Genomic DNA, 20358 nt, shown 5'->3' with positions numbered 1-20358 from the left:
ACAGCTTCATGTCACTCGGCGAAAGTTCATATTTCTTTTATTTTCAAAAACTTATAAGTGCAAAAGCGAAGCGCCGAACCTCTTCGGGAGGGCCGTGCACGGGGCTTTCGAGGCAGGTAGGAAAGGCTGGGCCGGGAAGTGCCGAGCGGAAAAAATCTTCTTGGACGTGATGCGTGACCGATGAGTCACGCATGGGGCAGAGTTAAGCAGGACGGTTCGCCCGCCGCAAGCCTGTGCCGGGCGTTTTCCCGCCGCCGCCGGGGTGGAATCCGACGAACTGCGTTTTTCCGGCAAAAGGCCAGCGTCCTATTACACTTTCCTACAGCTCTTTCTAACTAACTCTCCTGCCGCGGAAGAGGTCGTTGCGCTCCTCCCTGGCCGACACAACGGATGGGTCGGATTCATGGTCGTGCACCCTGTTTTGCGAACCGGGCTGGTTTTCGCCGTGCTGGCCTGCGCGGGTCCGCCCGCGGCCGCGGATGACCTCTACGGCTGCGCGCAACCGGTGCGCCTGGCGTTCTACCGCAACCAGGTGTTCTACCACGACGGCAAGGGCCTGGACGCCGACCTGGTGGCGGAACTGGCGCGCCGCACCGGCTGCGCCTTCGAGGTCTCGGTGCGGCCGCGGGCGCAGATCTGGACGGCCTTGCAGCGCGGCGAACTGGACATGGCCACCAGCGCCGTGGCCACCGTCGAGCAGCGCCGCTACGCCTACTTCGTGCCCTACCTGCGCCTGCGCGAACGGCTGATCGTGCCGCTGGACCTGTCCGCCGACCTGCACAGCCTGGACGACTTCCACGCGCTGCCGGGCGTGCGCCTGGGCGCGGTCGCCGGCTACAACCACGGCCCCTACCTGGACGCCATGCTGCGCATCCTGCGCAGCGAGGGGCGGGTGCGCGAATACGTCGACGAGACGGCCTGCTTCAACGCCCTGCTGGGCGGCGAGGTGGACGGGCTGATCGGCCACGAACTGAGCCTGTCCGGGCTGCTCCACGAGCCGGCGCTGCGCCACCGCTTCCGTGGCATCGACGTGGCCCGCGGGCCCGGCGTGCCGCGCAGCCTGGTGCTGGCCCGCGGGCATTTCAGCGCGGCGCAGAGCGCGCAGTGGCAGCGCCTGTTCGAGGACCTGCGGCTGGACGGCTCGCTGGTCCGCATCTTCCTGCGCAACGCGCCGCTGGACGTCGCAGCGTCGCTTCTCGACAACGGCTACCGGCCGACCCCCGACGGGCAAGGCGGACAGGACGAGGCACCATGAGGGCAGACAAGCGCGGCATCCCCCTGCAGGTCCTGGTGACCGGCGCCATCATCCTGAGCATGCTGGTGCTGGCCGTGTCCCTGCTGGTGCAGGGCTACCGGGGCGTGGAAGGGGCGCTGGTGACGGCGGCGGGGGAATCCGCGGCGCAGCTCGGGGTGACGGTCAACGAGCGCATCCGTAGGCTGCTCGACCCGGCGCAGAACACCCTGCGCCTGCTCAGCTACGACGGCATCTCGCAGACCGACAACCTGCCAGCGCGCCTGGAGCGCCTGCCGATGCTGGCCGAGAACCTGCGCGCCAACCGCACCCTCAGCGCGCTCTATATCGGCTACCCGAACGGCGAGTTCCTGCTGATCCGCGCCCTGCGCACGGCCAAGGCGCGCCAGGCGCTCAAGGCCCCGGAGAAGACCTTCTACCTGGTGCAGAGCCAGACCCTCGGCGAGCAGGGCGCGCTGGTCGGCGAGTGGCGCTTCTACGACGCGCGCCTGCAACTGCTGCAGCGCCAGGAACGCCCCGACTACCGCTACGACCCGCGCCAGCGCCCCTGGTACAAGGACGCCTACGCCGGCAAGGGCACGGTGCTGACGCAGCCCTACGTGTTCTTCACCACCCAGGAGATCGGCCTGACCCTGGCCCTGCGCAGCGTCGACGGCGCGGCGGTGATCGGCATGGACGCCTCGGTGGACGACCTGGCCACCGAGATGGGCGGCCTGCGCCAGACCGCCAACACCGAGCTGGCGGTGCTCGGCGCGCAGAACACGGTGATCGCCTACCCGGACCTGGAGCGTTTGCTGCTGCACCAGGGCGGCGAGGTGCGCCTGGCTCACCTCGACGAACTCGGCGTGCCCAGCCTGGAACGCCTGGTGGACCTTGGCGGCCCGCCCGGCACGCCGCAGCGCTACCAGGTGGCGGGGCAGGACTGGTACGGCATCTGGGTGCCGCTGGTGAACTTCGCCAGCGGCCAGGCGCGGGTGCTGATCGGCATCCCAGCCGACGAACTGCTGGCCGGCGCACGGCAGATGCTGTTGCACCAGGCCGCCTGGAGCGGTGCGCTGCTGCTGGCCCTGTTGCTGCTCGGCTGGCTGATCGGCCGGCGCATCGCCCGCCCGCTGCGGGCCCTGGCCGACCAGGTGGGGGCGCTGGCGGCCTTCGACTTCGCCCGGCCGGTGGGCGTCGACTCGAAGATCCGCGAGGTGCGCGAGCTGAGCCGGGTGCTCGGCGGCATGTCGCGGACCATCCACAACTTCCAGGGCATCACCCTCAGCCTGAGCCGCGAGACGCGCCTGGACAGCATGCTCGCCGAGGTGCTGTCGCGCCTGGTGGTGGCCACAGGCGTACAGGGCGGCGCGGTGTATCTGCTGCAGGAACAGGACAACCGCCTGGTGCAGGCCTGCGCGGAGAACGGCGAGCACTACCCGCAGTCACTGCTCATCGAGGGCTTCGACGAGGCACAGCTGGCCAGCCTGCTGGACCAGGCCCTGAGCGGCCGCGGCCGGCACATGGAGGTGCCGCTGCGCAACCGCAGCGAGGAGCTGCTGGGCATTCTGGTGCTGCAGCTGCAGGAGGAGGGCGAGCGCCGGCGCACGCCGCGGCGGCCGTTCAAGCGCTTCGTCGAGGAGCTGTCCGGCGCCGCCGCCGTGGCCATCGAGACGCGCCAACTGATCGAGGCCCAGCAGCGCCTGCTGGACGCCATCATCAAGCTGCTGGCCGACGCCATCGACGCCAAGAGCCCCTACACCGGCGGCCATTGCGAGCGGGTGCCGCAATTGGCCGACATGCTGCTGCAGAAGGCCATCGACGACCGCGACGGGCCCTACGCGGCCTTCGCCATGAGCGACGCCGAGCGCTACGAATTCCAGATCGCCGCCTGGCTGCACGACTGCGGCAAGATCACCAGCCCCGAGTACGTGGTGGACAAGGCCACCAAGCTGGAGACCCTGTACAACCGCCTGCACGAAGTCCGCATGCGCTTCGAGGTGCTCTGGCGCGACGCCGACATCCGCTACTGGCGCGGCCGCGCCGAGGGCGGCGAGGAAAGCCTGCTGCGCGAGCGGCTCGATACCGAGCAGCAGGCGCTGCGCGAGGACTTCGCCTTCGTCGCCCAGGCCAACGTCGGCGGCGAGTTCATGAAGGACGAGGACATCGAGCGCCTGGCGCGCATCGGCGAGCGCCGCTGGTGGCGGCACTTCGACGACCGCATCGGCATCTCCCACGACGAGGCCGAGCGCCTGGCCGCGACGCCGGTCGAGCCGCTGCCGGTGGAGGAACGCCTGCTGGCCGACAAGCCCGCGCACCAGGTGCCCTGGGGCGAACGCAAGCCGCCGGTGGCCAAGGACGATCCGCGCAACACCTGGGGCTTCGACATGCGCCTGCCGGCCTTCGCCAGCCACTACGGCGAGCTGTACAACCTGGGCATCCGCCGTGGCACCCTGACCGACGAGGAGCGCTTCAAGATCAACGAGCACATCGTCCAGACGCTGATGATGCTCAGCGCGCTGCCGTTGCCCCGGCACCTGCGCCGGGTGCCGACCATCGCCGCCAACCACCACGAGAAGATGGACGGCACCGGCTACCCGCGGCGGCTGTCGGGCGAGGCGATGAGCATTCCCGAGCGGATCATGGCTATCGCCGATATCTTCGAGGCGCTGACCGCCGCCGACCGTCCCTACAAGGCGCCGAAGACGCTGTCCGAGTCGCTGAAGATCCTCGCCTGCATGGCCCGCGACCGCCATGTGGACGCGGGGCTGTTCCGGTTGTTCGTGGCCAGCGGCGTGTACCGCGAGTACGGCGAGCGCTTCCTGCGGCCGGAGCAGATGGATGTGGTGGACGAAGCGGCGGTGCTGGCCATCGTCGAGGCGGGGCAGGCGGAGAAGGCCTGAGCCGCGGCGTAATGCTGATCACTACGGCGTTATCCGCCGAATCGCGGACAGAGTCCGCTCCTACGGGGGAGGCATGCCGTGCTTTCCGGCAACCTGTAGGAGGCCCTGCCCGCGAAATCGCGTCCTACATGGAAATGGCGTGGGTGGGGCAGCGTAGGAGCGGATCTCATCCGCGAATCGCGCCGGATCGTCCGGCTATCGCGGACAAGGTCCGCTACGGGGGAGGCATACCGTGCTTCCCGGCAACCTGTAGGAGCGGGCCCTGCCCGCGACTCGCGCGCAGGGCGCGCTCCTACAGGGGAATGGCGTGGATGGGGCAGCGTAGGAGCGGATCTCATCCGCGAATCGCGCTGGTGGCTCCGGCTATCGCGGACGGAGTCCTACAGTTCCAGGGAAGCCCCGTAGGATGGGTATCGCTTCGCTCAACGCCATCCTACGAAAAGCCGTGCTTCCTGGAACCGTAGGAGCGGACTCCGTCCGCGATGGGATTCACCGGCCACGCCGGACGTCCCGGTGGCACGAACAGCCCCTCTCCCTCCGGGGCGGCGTCAGCGCGGCGAGTCCAGCGCCACGCTGCCCTCGGCCTGGAACAGCACCAGGTGGTCGGCGGCCACGCCGATGCCCACTTCCTCGCCCGGCTGGTGGTCGGCATGGCTGGGGAAGATCGACTCCAGCAGGGTGCCGGTGGCCAGTTGCAGGCGGTACAGGGTTGCCGCGCCGAGGAACGACTTGCCGACGATGCGCGCCTTCAGGGTGCCCTGGGGGGCGTAGACCAGGTCGTCCGGGCGCAGCAGCACGTCCACCGCGCTGCCCTGGGGCAGGCTGTAGGCGCGGTTGCCGCGCAGCACGCCCAGTTCGGTCTGCACGCTGTCCGGGTCGAGCATCTGCCCGCGGATGAAATAGCCCTGGCCGATGAAGCTGGCGACGAAGGGCGTCTGCGGCTCGTGGTAGAGGTTGAAGGGGGTGTCCCACTGCTCCAGGTGGCCGTGCTTGAACACGCCGACCTGGTCGCTGACGGCGAAGGCCTCTTCCTGGTCGTGGGTCACCAGCACGGCGCTGGTGCCGCGCGCCTTGAGGATTTCGCGGACCTCGTGGCTGAGCTTGCGGCGCAGCTCCACGTCGAGGTTGGAGAAGGGCTCGTCGAGCAGCAGCAGCAGCGGCTCGGGGGCCAGCGCGCGGGCCAGGGCCACGCGCTGCTGCTGGCCGCCGGACAGCTCGTGGGGGTAGCGCCGGCCGAGCTTGTCGAGCTTCACCAGCTCCAGCAGCTCGGTGACGATGCGCCGGCGTTCGGGGTGCTTGCGGATGCCGAAGGCGACGTTGTCCTCCACCGTCAGGTGCGGGAACAGTGCGTAGTCCTGGAACACCATGCCGATGCGGCGCTTCTCCGGCGCCAGGGTGAAGCCGGGGCGCGAGATGGCCTCGCCGGCCAGATGGATCTCGCCTTCCTGCACCGGCTCGAACCCGGCGATGGCGCGCAGGGTGGTGGTCTTGCCGCAACCGGAGGGGCCCAGCAGGCAGCCGATGTCGCCGGCGTTCAGGTGCAGGCTGACGTCCTGCACCACGCGCTGCTGCCCATAGCCACAGGAGAGGTTTCTGAGTTCGAGCAACAGCGGTCGGGTCATGGATCGGGCCGTGGAGAAAGAAGCGGAGGCAGAGAGTTTACACGTGGCGAATGAGAATTACTCGCCGGCGCGAACGCGGCGACCCCGTGCCGCACGGCGGGCCGGGGCCGTGCGGCTGGGTGAAGGTCAGGCGTAGTGGGCGTGTTCGACCAGCAGTTCGAGCAGCGCCTTCTGCGCGTGCAGGCGGTTCTCCGCCTGGTCCCAGGCCACCGAGCGCGGGTCGTCCAGCAGGTCCTCGCTGATCTCCTCGCCACGGTGCGCCGGCAGGCAGTGCATGAACAGCACGTCCGCGGCGGCGCCGTCGAGCAGCTCGCGGCTCACCTGGTAGGGGCGGAAGGTGCGCAGGCGCGCCTGGGCTTCGTCTTCCTGGCCCATGGAGGCCCAGACGTCGGTGCTCACCAGATGCGCGCCGGCCACCGCTTCGCGCGGGTCACGGACCACGCGCACGCGCTCGCCGGCCAGTTCCTGCAGCGCGGCGCTGGGCTCGTAGCCCTCGGGGCAGGCCACGCGCAGCTGGAAGTCGAAGCGGATGGCCGCCTCGATGTAGCTGTTGCACATGTTGTTGCCGTCGCCGATCCAGGCCACCGTCTTGCCGGCGATGCTGCCGCGGTGCTCGTGGAAGGTCTGCATGTCGGCCAGCAGCTGGCAGGGGTGCAGGTCGTCGGACAGGCCGTTGATCACCGGCACCCGCGAGTTGGCGGCGAACTCGGTGAGGGTGCTGTGGGCGAAGGTGCGGATCATCACCGCGTCGACCATGCGCGACATCACCTTCGCCGCGTCGGCGATGGGTTCGCCGCGGCCCAGCTGGGTGTCGCGCGGGGAGAGGAAGATCGCCTGGCCGCCGAGCTGGATCATGCCGGCTTCGAAGGAGATCCGCGTACGCGTCGAGGCCTTCTCGAAGATCATGCCCAGCACGCGGTTCTTCAGTGGCTCGTAGAGCACGCCTCGGTCGCGCAGGTCCTTCAGCTCGCTGCCGCGGCGGATCAGACCGAGGAGTTCGTCGGTCGTGTAATCCAGCATCGAGAGGAAGTGCCTTGCGCTCATGATTCAGTACCTACTGCTTATTCTCAGAGTTGCGACCGAGGGTCTGGCCGGCTTTTCGAGAAAAAACGGACTGAACCTGCGGCCTGACCGCATGCAGCGGAAATTTAGGGGGAAGACGCGATCCTATAAGGAAATTACGCATCCACGCAAGTTTGCCGCGGAGAGCCCCGCCGGGCCCGGTGGCGGCGGGTTTCGGAACATTTCGGAAACGAACGGAAAGGTCCTATTGGGTCTGGCGAGCGGGACTACATAAACGCCCGCGTCTCCCTTGATAGCTTTTCGCCGCCGCCGAGTCCGGCGGCACAAGCCATTAGGAGAAGTTTTCAATGAAGAAACTATGGATGAGCACCGCCCTGGCAGCGGTGATCGTGACCGCCAGCGGTTGCACCAGCTACAACGTCAACCAGCCGTCGGCGCCCATGGATGGCGTGGTGAGCACCGACCTCAAGGCCGACGTCCGCGTCGGCGAGCCGATCACCGGCCAATCCTCGGTGAACATCCTGTTCGGCTTCCTCAAGTTCGGCGGCGACAACCAGTTCGCTGACGGCGTGGCCTACGGCGGCACCGACGGCGGCTCGCTGCTGTCCTTCGACCCGGTGTCCAGCGTCAAGTCCGCCGCGGCCTTCAAGGCCGTGAAGAGCTCCGGCGCCGACCTGATCGTCGCGCCGCGCTACGAAGTGTCGGTACAGGACTACTTCGTGTTCAAGAAGGTCGACGTCAAGGTCACCGGCAACAAAGGCAACATCGCCGGCATCCGCTGATGCCAGCACGGTCGGCATCCCCCCTCTGCCGACCGTCGTCCCCTGGTGGAGGGCCGGCCCCGTGCCGGCCCGATTCACGTCTATACCCCCCGATTCACTGCACTTAGGCTTGTGGCGTTCGCCGCGGCGCCGTTCCATAGTGCTCGCTCTGGTAACGACCGGCCCATGAAGGCCGGCGCAACAACAAGAGGCGAGCCATGAGCAAGACCCTCCACCACCGTGCGTGCCACCTGTGCGAGGCCATCTGCGGCCTGACCATCGAAACCGAGGAGCAGCGCATCCTGTCGATCAAGGGCGATGCGCAGGACAGTTTCAGCCGCGGCCACATCTGCCCCAAGGCAGTGGCCCTGCAAGACATCCAGAACGACCCCGACCGCCTGCGCCAGCCGATGCGGCGGGTCGGCGGCGAGTGGCAGCCGATCGCCTGGGATGAGGCCTTCGAGCTGGTCGCCGCGCGCCTGGCCGAGATCCGCGAGCGCCACGGCAACGACGCGGTGGCCGTGTACCAGGGCAACCCCAGCGTGCACAACTACGGGCTGATGACCCACAGCAACTACTTCCTCGGCCAGTTGAAGACGCGCAACCGCTACTCGGCCACCTCCGTGGACCAGCTGCCGCACCACCTGGTCAGCCAGCAGATGTTCGGCCACGGCCTGCTGATCCCCATCCCGGACATCGACCACACCGACTTCATGCTGATCCTCGGCGGCAACCCGCTGGCTTCCAACGGCAGCATCATGACCGTGCCGGACGTGGAGAAACGCCTCAAGGCCCTGAAGGCCCGCGGCGGCCGCCTGGTGGTGGTGGACCCGCGGCGCACCGAGACCGCGGCGCTGGCCGACCAGCACCTGTTCATCCGCCCGGGGCAGGACGCGGCGCTGCTGCTGGGCATCCTCGACGTGTTGTTCAGTGAGAACCTGGGGCGCGCCAGCCACCTGCCGGTGGCCGGGCTGGAGGAGGTGCGCACGGCGCTGGCGCCCTTCGGCGTCGAGGCCATGGCGCAGCGCTGCGGCGTGCCGGCGGCGAGCATCCGCGAGCTGGCCCGGGACTTCGCCGCCGCCGACAAGGCGGTGTGCTACGGGCGCATGGGCGTTTCCACCCAGCGCTTCGGCACCCTCTGCCAATGGCTGGTGCAACTGATCAACCTGGTCACCGGCAACCTCGACCGCGTCGGCGGCAGTCTCTGCACCACGCCGGCCGTGGACCTGGTGGCGAGCACTTCCGGTGGTGCCTTCGGCCGCTGGCGCAGCCGGGTGTCGGGCTTGCCGGAGTACGGCGGTGAACTGCCAGTGGCAGCGCTGGCCGAGGAAATGCTCACCGAGGGCGAGGGCCAGGTCCGCGCGCTGGTCACCGTGGCCGGCAACCCGGTGCTCTCCACCCCCAACGGGCGGCGCCTGGAGCAGGCCCTCGACGGCCTGGAGTTCATGCTCGCCATCGACCTCTACATCAACGAGACCACGCGCTACGCCGATCTCATCCTGCCGCCCACCGCGCCGCTGGAGCACGAGCACTACGACAGCACCTTCAATGTCTTCGCAGTGCGCAACGTCACCCGCTTCAACGAGGCGGTGCTGCCCAGGCCCGCCGGCGCGCTGCACGACTGGGAGATCTTCGTCGGCCTGGCCAAGGCCTATGCTGCGCGCCAGGGCACCGAGCTGAAGCCGACCGTGGCGCCGGAACAGATGATCGACATGGGCCTGCGCTTCGGTCCCTATGGCGATGCCAGCGAGCACAAGCTCAGCCTGGCGCGCCTGCGCGAGCATCCCCATGGCCTGGATCTTGGCCCGCTGCGGCCGAACCTGGCGGCGCGCCTGAAGACCCCCAGCCGGCAGGTGGAAGCCGCGCCGGCGTTGTTCCTCGCCGACCTCGGGCGCTTCGCCGACACCCCGGCGCCGGCCGAGGGACAGTTGCTGCTGATCGGCCGCCGTCACGTGCGCAGCAACAACTCCTGGATGCACAACTACCACCGCCTGGTGAAGGGCAAGCCGCGCCACCAGTTGCTGATGCACCCCCAGGACCTGGCCAGCCGCGGCCTGGTGGATGGCCAGCGGGTGCGGGTGCGTTCGCGGGTGGGCAGCGTCGAGATCGAGGTGGCGGCCAGCGACGAGGTGATGGCTGGCGTGGTCAGCCTGCCCCACGGCTGGGGCCATGCGCGCCCCGGCGTGCAACTGGCCATCGCCAGCGGGCAGGGCGGCGCCAGCGCCAACGACCTGACCGACGAGCGCCACCTCGACGCGCTGTCCGGCAACGCCGCGCTCAACGGCGTGCCGGTGGAGGTGGAGGCGGCCTGAGGCGCGCGGCAAAGCCGAGCGCTGTGCTCGGCTTTCCGGTACACTGTCGGCAAAGTACCGGCTGCATTGCCGGGCAGTAGCGAAGTTCAGCCGAGGTTAGCCAATGGACATCATCGATACCATCAAAGAGCAGATCGCCAACAACCCCATCCTGCTGTACATGAAAGGTTCGCCGAACGCTCCGCAGTGCGGTTTCTCCGCCCGCGCCGCGCAGGTACTGATGGCCTGCGGCGAGAAATTCGCCTACGTCGACATCCTGCAGAACCCGGAAATCCGCGCCAACCTGCCGAAGTACGCCAACTGGCCGACCTTCCCGCAGCTGTGGGTGGGGGGCGAACTGGTCGGGGGCAGCGACATCCTCGTCGAGATGTTCGAAAAGGGCGAACTGCAGCCGCTGATCAAGCAGGCCGTCGGCAACGCCGAAGCCTGATCGACGGCATAGCCGTCGTAGCGAAGAACCCCGCGCCAGCGCGGGGTTTTTCATTTGTGCGGAGAAAGGATTCGAACCGATGGACGACCGCAAGAGGGCCCGCGCGGCCCGTTGGGCCTGCGCCTTCTGCTTCGGCGCCGGCGGGCTGGTGCATGGCAGCGTCATGGGGCGCATCCCGGCGCTGAAGAGCCTCACCGGCGTCGACGAACAGGGCCTGGGCCAGGCGCTGCTGGGCGCCGGACTCGGCGCATTGCTGGCGTTCTCCTTCGCCGGCACGTTGGTGCGGCGCCTCGGTAGCCGGCGGGTGACCCTGGCCAGCGCCGCGGCGCTGCTGCTGGTGTTCCCGCTGCTGGGGCTGTGCCAGAGCTGGTGGGCGCTGGCTCTCGCGCTGCTGCTGGTAGGGCTGACCTTCGCCACCCTGGACGTGGCGATGAACACCCAGGCGGTGGAGGTGGAGCGCCTGCTGGGCCGGCCCTGCCTGTCCAGCCTGCACGGCATGTACAGCCTCGGCGGCCTGATCGGCGCGCTGGGCGCGGCCTTGCTGGCAGACCTCACGCCGTTCCGGCATTTCAGCCTGCTCGCCGTGCTGGCGCTGCTGGCCCTGCCGCTGTTCGGTCGGCGCCTGCTGGAAGGGCGCAGCGAACCTCAGGCCGACGCGCAACCGCGCCGGCGGGGGCTCCGGCTGCCGCCGGCGGCGCTGGTCGGCCTGGGGCTGCTGACGCTCTGCGCCTTCGTCTCCGAAGGCGCGGTGGCGGATTGGAGCGCGCTGCTGCTGCACAGCGTGCTGGGCGCTTCGGAGCGGATGGCAGCGCTGGGCTTCGCCGCTTTCTCGGCGACCATGGTGATCGGCCGGCTGTTCGGCGACCGCCTGCGCCTGCACGTCGCCGACGTCGCCCTGGTGCGCGGGCTCAGCCTGCTGGCCATCGCCGGCATGCTGCTGGCGCTGTTCGGCGGCCGCGTCGAGCTGTCGGTGGCGGGCTTCGCCCTGGTCGGCCTGGGCCTGTCGGTGGTGGTGCCGATCCTCATCGGCGCGGCCGGCAACCGGCCGGGCGTGGAGGCATCGAGCGGGGTCGCGGCGGTGGCGTCGTTCGGTTATGGCGGGTTGCTGCTGGGGCCGCCGCTGATCGGCATCCTGGCCGAGCACATCGGCCTGCGCCTGGCATTGCTGGTGGTGGTGGGGCTGTGCGCGGGGCTGCTGTTCTGGGCGCACCTGGTGCGCCGCCCGCAGCAGGCGGGGTAGGGAAGAACGGGGGCGCCGCGCGAGGCGGCGCCCGCAACCGTCAGTCGTCTTCGTGCATGTGCGACTGCAGGTAGTTCTCCAGGCCGACCTTCTGGATCAGGCCGAGCTGGGTCTCCAGGTAGTCGATGTGCTCTTCCTCGGACTCGAGGATGTTCTTGAGCAGGTCGCGGCTGACGTAGTCATGCACGCTTTCGCAATGCACGATGGCGTCGCGCAGGTCCTTCGCGGCCTTGAGTTCCAGGTTCAGGTCGCACTGCAGCATTTCCTGGGTGTTCTCGCCGACCAGCAGCTTGCCCAGGTCCTGCAGGTTGGGCAGGCCCTCGAGGAAGAGGATGCGTTCGATGAGCTTGTCCGCATGCTTCATCTCGTCGATCGACTCGTGGTACTCGTGGGCGCCGAGGCGCTTCAGGCCCCAGTCGTTCCACATGCGCGAGTGCAGGAAGTATTGGTTGATGGCGATCAGCTCGTTACCGAGGACCTTGTTCAGATGCTGGATGACTTTCTTGTCGCCTTTCATGCCGAGTCCTGCCGTGTGGAGTGGGTAGGACTGGAATTTTCGCCCTCTTATAACCGGATGTCAAACGTAAGCTATTGATTTAGTTATAAAAAGGAATATGAATACGAATGTTTTCATTCCGCAGTTAGACGCTAAATCCTTGAATTACGGGCATAAAAAAACCGGGCCTGGGCCCGGTTCTTCTGGCGTATGCCGAATCGGCATCGCTCAACTGGCGGCATAGGCCAGCGAGTAGTTCATCGTTTGCGCGCCCTGCAGGTCGCCGAGGGTCTCGCGCACCACCTGCTTGGCGAGGCAGGCGCACTTGCCGCACTGAGTGCCGACGCCGGTGCTTTCACGCACTTCGCGGTAACTGCAGCATCCTTCATAGATCGCGTCGCGGATCTGGGTATCGGTAACACCTTGGCAGAGGCAGACGTACATGGATGGCACTACTGGTGTGGGGTTGTTGGCGTCGATACTAATGTTAATGAGAATGATTGTCAAAAGTTGAGGGGAGACTTTTTGGCGTGTCGACGAACGGTCTTTCGGGGGGAAGGGCCCAATCGCGGACGGAGTCCGCTCCGGTTCCAGGAAGCACGGTTTTTCGTAGGATGGCGTTGAGCGAAGCGATACCCATCACCACGGCAGCATGGGTATCGCAAGCTCAACCCATCCTACGAAGAGCACCTCGGCATAAGCCTGAGGTTCAGGGAGGTACGGGCGTAGGAGCGGACTCCGTCCGCGATGGGGTTCACCGGCCACGCCGGACGCCCCGGTGGCACGAACAGCCCCCGGCATCGATCCAATAAAAAAGCCCCGCACCGGCGGGGCTTTTTCATAGCAGAGGGCCAAGAACCAGAATCAGTCCTCATCCTCCATCCACCCACCACATTCCTTCCAGCGGTTGACGATCCCGCAGAACAGCTCCGCGGTCTTCTCGGTGTCGTAGCGTGCCGAGTGCGCCTCGCGGTTGTCGAATTCCATGCCGGCGGCCTGGCAGGCCTTGGCCAGGACCGTCTGGCCGTAGGCCAGGCCGGCGAGGGTGGCGGTGTCGAAGCTGGAGAAGGGGTGGAACGGGTTGCGCTTGAGCCCGGTGCGGTTCACCGCGGCGTTGAGGAAGCCCAGGTCGAAGCTGCTGTTGTGGCCGACCAGGATCGCCCGCTTGCAGCCGTTGGCCTTCAGCGACTTGCGTACGCCACGGAAGATCTCGGTGAGCGCCTGCTCCTCGGCCACCGCCATGCGCAGCGGGTGGTCGAGCTTGATGCCGGTGAACTCCAGGGCCGCCGGCTCGATGTTGGCGCCTTCGAAGGGCTCGACGCGGAAGAAATGGGTATGTTCCGGGAACAGGTAGCCGTTCTCGTCCATGCCGATGGTCACCGCGGCGATTTCCAGCAGGGCGTCGGTGGCGCAGTTGAAGCCGCCGGTCTCGACGTCCACCACCACCGGCAGGTAGCCGCGGAAGCGGCGCGCCATGGGGTGGCGCGGGCCGGGGGGGAAGTTGCCGTCGAACTCTTCTTCGTAATGCTCCTCGCTCATGCGCCGGCCTCCAGCAGGCGCCAGCGCAGTTTTTCGCCGGCGCGCAGGGGCACCACCTCATGGTCGCCGAAGGGCAGGCTGGCGGGCGCCTGCCATTCCTCGCGGACCAGGGTGATGCTGTCGGCGTTGCGCGGCAGGTCGTAGAAGTCCGGGCCGTGGAAGCTGGCGAAGGCTTCCAGCTTGTCCAGGGCGTTGCGCTGCTCGAAGGCCTCGGCGTACAGCTCGATGGCGGCGTAGGCGGTGTAGCAGCCGGCGCAGCCGCAGGCCGCTTCCTTGGCGTGGCGGGCGTGGGGCGCCGAGTCGGTGCCGAGGAAGAACTTCGGGCTGCCGCTGGTGGCGGCGTCGAGCAGGGCTTCCTGATGCACGTTGCGCTTGAGGATCGGCAGGCAATAGAAGTGCGGGCGGATGCCGCCAACCAGCATGTGGTTGCGGTTGTACAGCAGGTGGTGGGCGGTGATGGTGGCGCCGACGTTGGCCGGGGCGGCCAGGACGAACTGCGCCGCATCGCCGGTGGTGATGTGCTCGAACACCACCTTGAGCGTCGGGAAGCGCTCGACCACGCGGGCCAGGTGCTCGTCGATGAAGCGCTTCTCGCGGTCGAACACGTCTACCTCGGCGCGGGTCACCTCGCCGTGCACCAGCAGCGGCAGGCCGACTTCGGCCATGGCCTCGAGCACGTGGAAGATGTTGTCGATGCTGGTCACGCCGGAATCGGAGTTGGTGGTGGCGCCGGCCGGGTACAGCTTGGCCGCGTGGACGAAGCCGCTGGCCTTGGCGTTGCGCACGTCCTCGGCGCTGGTGCGGTCGGTGAGGTAGAGCACCATCAGCGGTTCGAAGTGGCTGCCGGCCGGGCGCGCGGCGAGGATGCGCTGGCGGTAGGCGTCGGCTTCGCCGGCGTTGCGCACCGGCGGCACCAGGTTGGGCATGATGATGGCGCGGCCGAAGGTGCGCGCGGCATCGCCGACGGTCTGGGCGAGGGCGGCGCCGTCGCGCAGGTGGATGTGCCAGTCGTCGGGGCGCAGCAGGGTCAGGCGGTCGGACATGGGGATACCAGAGGACGATTTGCAGCGGAATTGAAGTGGGGAAATGCTACCGGAAAAGCCCGCCGCCGGCACTCGCTATCAAGTTTCGCCGGGACCGTCCGATATCTCCTGGGTACTTTCCAGCATTACCCGGAGCCGTCCGTGCGCCATTCCTACTTTCTCCTGCTCGGCCTGTGCGCCAGTCTGCCGGCCTGGGGGCTGACCTTCCAGACGCGCCTGGAGAACGCGCGCTGGACGGCGGCGGGCGACCAGTTCGAGTGCCGCCTGTCGCAACAGGTGGACGGCTTCGGCGTCGGCGAGTTCGTCTGGCGCGCCGGCGAGCAGCCGACCTTCCGTCTCAAGCCGCAGCGCAACTGGCCCGGCGGCGGTTCGGCGACGCTCCTGGCGGCGGCGCCGCCGTGGCGGCCGACCCAGGGCGACATCAACCTGGGCTCGGTGGCCCTGGTCGCCGGCGATGTGCCCTTCACCAGCAGCCAGCAGCAGGCCGGACGCCTGCTCGATGGCGTGCTGGAAGGGCGCAGCCCCGAGGTGCGCCTGCGCGCGACGGGCGGCCAGGACCTGCGGGTGCGCCTGCTGCCGGCGCGCTTCGCCGATGGCTACGCGCAGTTGCAGGATTGCTCGACGAAGATGCTGCCGGTGAACTTCGAACAGGTGCGCCAGGCGCAGGTCGGCTTCCCCGGCGGCGGCGACGCCCTGGACGCCGTGGCCCGCGCCAAGCTGGACATCGTCCTGCAGTACCTCAAGGCCGACCCGACGGTGAACCGCATCGAGCTGGACGGGCATTCCGACAACAGCGGCAACCGCCTGAGCAACCGTGACATCTCGCGGCGCCGAGCGGTGGCGGTGATGGAATACCTCAAGGCTCACGGCGTGCCCGAGGAGCAGATCACCGTGCGCTTCTACGGCGAACGCTACCCGCTGGTGAAGAACAACTCCGAGGCCAACCGCGCGCGCAACCGCCGGGTGACCCTGCACCTGTCCCGCGAGGCAGTGCCGGAAACCCCGCCGGCGCCCACCGCCGCGCCCAACGCGATGCCGCCCGTGCCGCCAGCCCCCGCGCCCGCGGCCCCGCAGGCCAAGGCCCCGGCCGGCAACGCCCCGGCTTCGGCGCCGCCGGGCCAGTCGCCAGCCCGTGGCGCCTAGTCGCACTCACGATAGAATCTGTCGCTTTGTCGTCAAAAGCTGTCGCGCCTCTGTAATTTCCTGAAACGCAGCAGTAGAATCGGGGGTTTTCGTGACAACCCCCCGTGGAGTGATGGCATGGCGGACGTGAAGAAGGTAGTCCTGGCGTATTCCGGTGGCCTGGATACCTCGGTGATTCTCAAGTGGCTGCAGGATACTTATAACTGCGAAGTGGTGACCTTCACTGCCGATCTCGGCCAGGGCGAAGAGGTCGAGCCAGCCCGCGCCAAGGCCAAGGCCCTGGGTGTGAAGGAAATCTACATCGAGGACCTGCGAGAAGAGTTCGTCCGCGACTTCGTCTTCCCGATGTTCCGCGCCAACACCATTTATGAAGGCGAGTACCTGCTGGGTACTTCCATCGCCCGTCCGCTGATCGCCAAGCGCCTGATCGAGATCGCCAACGAGACCGGCGCCGACGCCATCTCCCACGGCGCCACCGGCAAGGGCAACGACCAGGTGCGCTTCGAGCTGGGCGCCTATGCGCTCAAGCCGGGCGTCAAGGTCATCGCCCCCTGGCGCGAGTGGGACCTGCTGTCCCGCGAGAAGCTGATGGACTACGCCGAGACCCACGGCATCCCGATCGAGCGCCACGGCAAGAAGAAGTCGCCGTACTCCATGGACGCCAACCTGCTGCACATCTCCTATGAAGGCGGCGTGCTGGAGGACACCTGGACCGAGCACGAAGAGGACATGTGGAAGTGGACCGTCTCCCCGGAGAAGGCCCCTGACGCTGCGACCTACATCGAGCTGACCTACCGCAAGGGCGACATCGTCGCCATCGACGGCAAGGAAATGACCCCGGCGCAGGTGCTGACCGAGCTGAACCGCATCGGCGGCGCCAACGGCATCGGCCGCCTCGACATCGTCGAGAACCGCTATGTCGGCATGAAGTCCCGCGGCTGCTACGAGACCCCCGGCGGCACCATCATGCTCAGGGCCCACCGCGCCATCGAGTCGATCACCCTGGACCGCGAAGTCGCTCACCTGAAGGACGAGCTGATGCCGCGCTACGCCAAGCTGATCTACACCGGCTACTGGTGGAGCCCGGAGCGCGAGATGCTGCAGCAGATGATCGACGCCTCCCAGGAGTACGTGAACGGCGTGGTGCGCCTGAAGCTGTACAAGGGCAACGTCATCGTGGTCGGCCGCAAGTCCGACGACTCGCTGTTCGACGCCAACATCGCGACCTTCGAGGAAGACGGCGGCGCCTACAACCAGGCCGACGCCGCGGGCTTCATCAAGCTCAACGCGCTGCGCATGCGCATCGCCGCGAACAAGGGCCGCAAGCTGTTCTGATAAGCTTGCCAGCCTGAGCCAGACAAGCCCCGGCCACGAGCCGGGGTTTGCTTTTATGCGCCCGAAACGGGCCGGATGAGGAGAACGACCCCCATGAGACTGCTGCATACCATGCTGCGCGTCGGCGATATGGACAAGTCCATCGCCTTCTACACCGAAGTCCTGGGCATGACCCTGCTGCGCCGCAAGGACTACCCGGACGGCCAGTTCACCCTGGCCTTCGTCGGCTACGGCGCCGAGGACGAGAACAGTGTCATCGAGCTGACCTACAACTGGGGCGTGGACAAGTACGAGCTGGGCACCGGCTACGGCCACATCGCCCTGGAAGTGGATGACGTCTACAAGGCCTGCGAGGACATCCGCTCGCGCGGCGGCAAGATCACCCGCGAGCCGGGCCCGATGAAGCACGGCACCAGCATCCTGGCCTTCGTCGAGGACCCGGACGGCTACAAGATCGAGCTGCTGTCGCCGCAGCGCAAGGACTGAGGTCGTTCCTGGGGGCGACCGCCTCCGACGCCATGTTCGAACCGCCTGGTCCCTCCGGCCAGGCGCCGGGTGTTACCGAATGAGCCGCGCACCGGCAGGGGCGTGGGCATGATCGCCTCACCCTGCCTATCCCTTCATCCGCTTATTCGGTAGTGAAACATCGAAAACCGGCCGGCATATCGGTCCTTGGCGAGTTTCCATTCAACCGGCTGATTCCAAAGGTTTAATGCCTGAAACAGGCATTTCCCTTCCTTCTCCATGAGCTGGCATGCCTCCTGCAATTTTCTCAGGGAAACATTGTTTCGCGGGGGAAATAGCTGAGTCAGAGCCTTGCTCAGGGACGAGCCGGGGGAGCGCTGCCAGTGGCGCTCCATTGAATAGCCATTTCGGTTCCTGAGCCTCCTGTGCGCTGCTCGTCGACGTGACGATCGCGGTCAAGGGACGGCTTTGCCCGAAGGTAGCGAATAACAAGAAAAGGAATGGAAATGAAAGCGTCACTTCTGGCCTTGGGCATCCTGGGCTGTATGTTGCAGCAGCCCGTTCTGGCAAAGAACATCGACCCGGTGAAACTGCCGCCGGTCAATCTCGGCGGTGGTTTTTTCTCCGAGGGACTGGCGAGGCCGGGGCATCACCTGATGTTCCAACAGAACTTCTATTCAGTCGAAAACATAAAGGACGGCGAAGGCGATGAAACACCCGGGGAGAAGAACAACCGGATAAGCACCAGTATCTTTCAGTACGCGCTCAATACCCCATGGAAGATATTTGGCGCCGAGTACGGTTTCACCGTCAGGGTGCCTGTCATCCACTCGGACATCGATGTCGAAGGCGGAGCCAAGGGGCGCGATTCCGGCGTGGGGGACATCACCCTGCGGCCGGTGAAACTGACCTGGCGCGACATGCCGCTGGGTTCCGGACGGCTCACCCTGCAGTCGATCCTGGCGCTGACGCTGCCGACCGGCGCATACGACGACAAGCGGTACGTCAATGTCGGGAGCAACTACCTCTACCTGAACCCCATGTTCGCCGGCACCTACTTCAGTGGGCGCTGGAGCCACAGCTTCAACCTCGGATACGTCTGGAGCGACCGCAACGACGATCCGGTCGGCGGTCGAGCCCGCAGCGCGCAGCCCGGCACCGCCATGAACCTGAGCCTGTCGAGCGGCTATCTGCTGTCGGAGCGCCTCAGGTTGGGCCTGGCGGGCTACAGGCTGGAACAGCTGAACGACGATCGCCTCGACGGGCGCAGGGTCAGCCGTTCGAAGGAGTCCGTCTCGGCGCTCGGACCGGCCTTTTCCTATTTCCATCGCCAGGCGCGGCTGGGCTTCGGAGTGGCCTGGTACGAGGAGTTCGATGCCAGGAACCGGGGCCAGGGCACCCGGGTGATCGCCAATATCCACAAGGGCTTCTGAGGAGGGGCTATGAACAACAAGCTGATCCTGTTGTTGCTGTCGCTCTGTGTCCTCGGTTTGCCGAGCGTCGCTGCGTCGAAGGATGAGGCTCCCCTCTACCGCACCGTCGACCTGGGCCGAGCGATGGGGACGGGCAGGGAATACCAGACGCGGATCGTCTTCCTGGGGACGGGAAGTCCCATCCTCGAGCCGAACAAGGCGGGGCAGTCGATCGCGATCGTGGTCAGGGACAGCGTCTACGTGTTCGATGCCGGGCACGGCAGCATGAACAACCTGTCCAGGTACGGCGACGGCAAGGTCTTCCCACCGTGGAAGATGCCTACCGGGTATCCGGGGGCCGGCTACATGGACAAGCTATTCCTGACGCACCTGGATAGCGACCATGTTCTCGACGTGCCGGCGTTTCTCCTGCGCTTCTAGATCTATGGCCGCCAGGGGCCGGCCCGGGTCCATGGCCCGCCGGGCACGGAGGCGCTGGTGCGCGGCGTGCTGAAGGGGAACAAGCAGTGGATAGACTATCGCCTGGCTTCGACGAGAACGAAGAACAAGGCGGGCATCACCGTGGAAACCAAGGAGTTTTCAGCTCCTGGCCCGGTCTTCTCCGATGAGCACGTTCGCGTTTCCGCCTTCCAGGTCGTCCATGGTAGTTGGGATCCCGGCAGGACCTACGGGTACAGGGTGGAAACACCGGACCTGGTGATATCCATCACCGGCGACTATTCGTACCGCCTGACGCCGGCGCTGGAAGAGAAGCTCGCGGGCAGCGACATCGTCATCAGCGAAGTCATGAGCTCGGCGGGCACCGCGAAGCTTCCCGGCGAGTGGCGCGACTACATGCTCGATGCCCACACCACGGAAACCCAATTGGCGGCGCTGATGGCCAAGGTGCAGCCCAGGCTGCTGATCGGCACCCACGCGCTGACGCACGGGGAGGCGCGCAGTGACCTGCTGCTGCGCTTGCAGGCGCTGTATGGAGGGCGCATCGCGCTGGCCGATGACAATATGGTTTTCCGATGAGCGCAGGCATGCACCCGTGCGTGCCGGAGGTGAGAACCGAAAAAAACGAAGCCCCGCCAAGTGCGGGGCTTTTTTCAGCTTGGGCGCAAGGCTCAGAGGTCGAAATCGTAGTCCGACAGCTGGCGCTGCAGGCGGCGCTCTTCGAGGTAGTTGTCGATGATGCGGCGCTTGGTGAGGTTGGTCTTGGCGACTTCGGCGGCAGCTTCGACGCTGTCGTCGGCATCGTCGGTGCTCACTTCGTCTTCGAGCTCGAGATCTTCTTTATCGGCCATAACGATCACTCCAACGTGCGGGGTGTGCTTGGCGCCCCTTATAGCGACAAAGCTCGGGGCGGTAAAAAAGATTTTTTCAATGAGCGGCGATGC

Annotated in this window: 19 protein-coding genes; 12 read left to right on the top strand and 7 right to left on the bottom strand. The window is 66.9% G+C overall.

All coding sequences use genetic code 11. The features are described 5' to 3' along the window. Positions 1-403: 403 nt before the first annotated feature. Positions 404-1255, top strand: a complete 852-nt coding sequence (locus BM060_RS01675; protein WP_074976716.1) for a substrate-binding periplasmic protein — start codon at positions 404-406, stop codon at positions 1253-1255. Beyond that, the gene (locus tag BM060_RS01670; protein ID WP_074976713.1) at positions 1252-4134 is read left to right on the top strand and encodes an HD domain-containing phosphohydrolase; all 2883 of its coding nucleotides are present in this window, start codon (positions 1252-1254) and stop codon (positions 4132-4134) included. Before BM060_RS01675 ends, BM060_RS01670 begins: the two co-directional genes overlap by 4 nt. A gap of 548 nt (positions 4135-4682) precedes the next feature. Here the strand turns inward: BM060_RS01670 and BM060_RS01665 are convergent. Then, the gene (locus BM060_RS01665; RefSeq protein ID WP_074976711.1) at positions 4683-5756 is read right to left on the bottom strand and encodes an ABC transporter ATP-binding protein; all 1074 of its coding nucleotides are present in this window, start codon (positions 5754-5756) and stop codon (positions 4683-4685) included. Between the two features lie 126 nt (positions 5757-5882). Next, positions 5883-6800: an ornithine carbamoyltransferase gene (gene argF / locus BM060_RS01660; protein ID WP_009618386.1), complete on the bottom strand. Its 918-nt coding sequence runs from the start codon at positions 6798-6800 to the stop codon at positions 5883-5885. Positions 6801-7126: 326 nt separating this feature from the next. Between argF and BM060_RS01655 the strand changes: the two genes are divergently transcribed. The 4 genes from BM060_RS01655 to BM060_RS01640 all read left to right on the top strand — a co-directional run bounded on the left by BM060_RS01655 (position 7127) and on the right by BM060_RS01640 (position 11522). Continuing rightward, positions 7127-7561, top strand: a complete 435-nt coding sequence (locus BM060_RS01655) for a hypothetical protein (RefSeq protein WP_009618388.1) — start codon at positions 7127-7129, stop codon at positions 7559-7561. 197 nt (positions 7562-7758) lie between these two features. Next, positions 7759-9852 (top strand): molybdopterin oxidoreductase family protein, encoded by a 2094-nt coding sequence (locus tag BM060_RS01650; RefSeq protein WP_074976707.1) that lies wholly within the window; start codon positions 7759-7761, stop codon positions 9850-9852. A gap of 103 nt (positions 9853-9955) precedes the next feature. Then, a complete protein-coding gene (grxD, locus tag BM060_RS01645) occupies positions 9956-10282 on the top strand; it encodes a Grx4 family monothiol glutaredoxin (protein ID WP_058070522.1) in 327 nt (108 codons plus the stop codon). A 79-nt stretch (positions 10283-10361) separates the two neighbouring features. Beyond that, entirely contained in the window at positions 10362-11522 is a 1161-nt protein-coding gene (locus BM060_RS01640; protein WP_083426704.1) for an MFS transporter, read from the top strand. 40 nt (positions 11523-11562) lie between these two features. On the opposite strand, the gene bfrB is transcribed toward BM060_RS01640, so the two are convergent. From bfrB to pyrC, 4 genes are all read right to left on the bottom strand, one after another. Beyond that, on the bottom strand, positions 11563-12039 hold the full coding sequence (gene bfrB / locus BM060_RS01635; RefSeq protein ID WP_009618404.1) for a bacterioferritin BfrB: 477 nt from the start codon (positions 12037-12039) through the stop codon (positions 11563-11565). Positions 12040-12246: 207 nt separating this feature from the next. Beyond that, positions 12247-12462, bottom strand: a complete 216-nt coding sequence (locus tag BM060_RS01630; protein WP_009618406.1) for a bacterioferritin-associated ferredoxin — start codon at positions 12460-12462, stop codon at positions 12247-12249. 420 nt (positions 12463-12882) lie between these two features. Further along, the gene (gene rnt, locus BM060_RS01625) at positions 12883-13557 is read right to left on the bottom strand and encodes a ribonuclease T (RefSeq protein ID WP_074976703.1); all 675 of its coding nucleotides are present in this window, start codon (positions 13555-13557) and stop codon (positions 12883-12885) included. Continuing rightward, the gene (gene pyrC, locus BM060_RS01620; protein WP_074976701.1) at positions 13554-14600 is read right to left on the bottom strand and encodes a dihydroorotase; all 1047 of its coding nucleotides are present in this window, start codon (positions 14598-14600) and stop codon (positions 13554-13556) included. The genes rnt and pyrC overlap by 4 nt, the downstream gene beginning before the upstream one ends. Before the next feature lie 141 nt (positions 14601-14741). Between pyrC and BM060_RS01615 the strand changes: the two genes are divergently transcribed. The 6 genes from BM060_RS01615 (at position 14742) to BM060_RS01590 (ending at position 19993) form a co-directional block, all read left to right on the top strand. Then, the gene (locus BM060_RS01615; RefSeq protein ID WP_074976698.1) at positions 14742-15743 is read left to right on the top strand and encodes a flagellar protein MotY; all 1002 of its coding nucleotides are present in this window, start codon (positions 14742-14744) and stop codon (positions 15741-15743) included. A 117-nt stretch (positions 15744-15860) separates the two neighbouring features. Then, the gene (locus BM060_RS01610; protein WP_074976697.1) at positions 15861-17078 is read left to right on the top strand and encodes an argininosuccinate synthase; all 1218 of its coding nucleotides are present in this window, start codon (positions 15861-15863) and stop codon (positions 17076-17078) included. A 93-nt stretch (positions 17079-17171) separates the two neighbouring features. After that, on the top strand, positions 17172-17564 hold the full coding sequence (gene gloA, locus BM060_RS01605; protein ID WP_009618415.1) for a lactoylglutathione lyase: 393 nt from the start codon (positions 17172-17174) through the stop codon (positions 17562-17564). 485 nt (positions 17565-18049) lie between these two features. Beyond that, positions 18050-18976 (top strand): SphA family protein, encoded by a 927-nt coding sequence (locus BM060_RS01600; RefSeq protein WP_074976692.1) that lies wholly within the window; start codon positions 18050-18052, stop codon positions 18974-18976. A gap of 9 nt (positions 18977-18985) precedes the next feature. Further along, positions 18986-19396 (top strand): MBL fold metallo-hydrolase, encoded by a 411-nt coding sequence (locus tag BM060_RS01595; RefSeq protein WP_074976690.1) that lies wholly within the window; start codon positions 18986-18988, stop codon positions 19394-19396. Positions 19397-19453: 57 nt separating this feature from the next. After that, positions 19454-19993 carry an MBL fold metallo-hydrolase gene (locus tag BM060_RS01590; RefSeq protein WP_074976688.1) on the top strand — a complete coding sequence of 180 codons (540 nt, stop codon included), beginning with the start codon at positions 19454-19456 and terminating at the stop codon, positions 19991-19993. A gap of 92 nt (positions 19994-20085) precedes the next feature. Here BM060_RS01590 and BM060_RS01585 read toward each other — a convergent pair whose 3' ends face one another. Next, complete coding sequence (locus tag BM060_RS01585) at positions 20086-20265, bottom strand: PA3496 family putative envelope integrity protein (RefSeq protein WP_074976686.1); 180 nt, start codon at positions 20263-20265, stop codon at positions 20086-20088. Positions 20266-20358 lie beyond the last annotated feature (93 nt).

It is taken from the genome of Pseudomonas citronellolis (genome assembly GCF_900112375.1).
Taxonomy (GTDB): domain Bacteria; phylum Pseudomonadota; class Gammaproteobacteria; order Pseudomonadales; family Pseudomonadaceae; genus Pseudomonas; species Pseudomonas citronellolis.
The sequence above is the reverse complement of the archived record's forward strand: the minus strand, read 5'-3'. Positions and strand labels throughout refer to the sequence as shown.

What these genes read in the sequence shown, in the direction of transcription:
- BM060_RS01675 (WP_074976716.1), top strand. Translation starts at nt 404, where the DNA reads ATGGTCGTGCACCCTGTTTTGCGAACCGGGCTGGTTTTCGCCGTGCTG.
- BM060_RS01670 (WP_074976713.1), top strand. Translation starts at nt 1,252, where the DNA reads ATGAGGGCAGACAAGCGCGGCATCCCCCTGCAGGTCCTGGTGACCGGC.
- BM060_RS01665 (WP_074976711.1), bottom strand. Translation starts at nt 5,756, where the DNA reads ATGACCCGACCGCTGTTGCTCGAACTCAGAAACCTCTCCTGTGGCTAT.
- argF (WP_009618386.1), bottom strand. Translation starts at nt 6,800, where the DNA reads ATGAGCGCAAGGCACTTCCTCTCGATGCTGGATTACACGACCGACGAA.
- BM060_RS01655 (WP_009618388.1), top strand. Translation starts at nt 7,127, where the DNA reads ATGAAGAAACTATGGATGAGCACCGCCCTGGCAGCGGTGATCGTGACC.
- BM060_RS01650 (WP_074976707.1), top strand. Translation starts at nt 7,759, where the DNA reads ATGAGCAAGACCCTCCACCACCGTGCGTGCCACCTGTGCGAGGCCATC.
- grxD (WP_058070522.1), top strand. Translation starts at nt 9,956, where the DNA reads ATGGACATCATCGATACCATCAAAGAGCAGATCGCCAACAACCCCATC.
- BM060_RS01640 (WP_083426704.1), top strand. Translation starts at nt 10,362, where the DNA reads ATGGACGACCGCAAGAGGGCCCGCGCGGCCCGTTGGGCCTGCGCCTTC.
- bfrB (WP_009618404.1), bottom strand. Translation starts at nt 12,039, where the DNA reads ATGAAAGGCGACAAGAAAGTCATCCAGCATCTGAACAAGGTCCTCGGT.
- BM060_RS01630 (WP_009618406.1), bottom strand. Translation starts at nt 12,462, where the DNA reads ATGTACGTCTGCCTCTGCCAAGGTGTTACCGATACCCAGATCCGCGAC.
- rnt (WP_074976703.1), bottom strand. Translation starts at nt 13,557, where the DNA reads ATGAGCGAGGAGCATTACGAAGAAGAGTTCGACGGCAACTTCCCCCCC.
- pyrC (WP_074976701.1), bottom strand. Translation starts at nt 14,600, where the DNA reads ATGTCCGACCGCCTGACCCTGCTGCGCCCCGACGACTGGCACATCCAC.
- BM060_RS01610 (WP_074976697.1), top strand. Translation starts at nt 15,861, where the DNA reads ATGGCGGACGTGAAGAAGGTAGTCCTGGCGTATTCCGGTGGCCTGGAT.
- gloA (WP_009618415.1), top strand. Translation starts at nt 17,172, where the DNA reads ATGAGACTGCTGCATACCATGCTGCGCGTCGGCGATATGGACAAGTCC.
- BM060_RS01600 (WP_074976692.1), top strand. Translation starts at nt 18,050, where the DNA reads ATGAAAGCGTCACTTCTGGCCTTGGGCATCCTGGGCTGTATGTTGCAG.
- BM060_RS01595 (WP_074976690.1), top strand. Translation starts at nt 18,986, where the DNA reads ATGAACAACAAGCTGATCCTGTTGTTGCTGTCGCTCTGTGTCCTCGGT.
- BM060_RS01585 (WP_074976686.1), bottom strand. Translation starts at nt 20,265, where the DNA reads ATGGCCGATAAAGAAGATCTCGAGCTCGAAGACGAAGTGAGCACCGAC.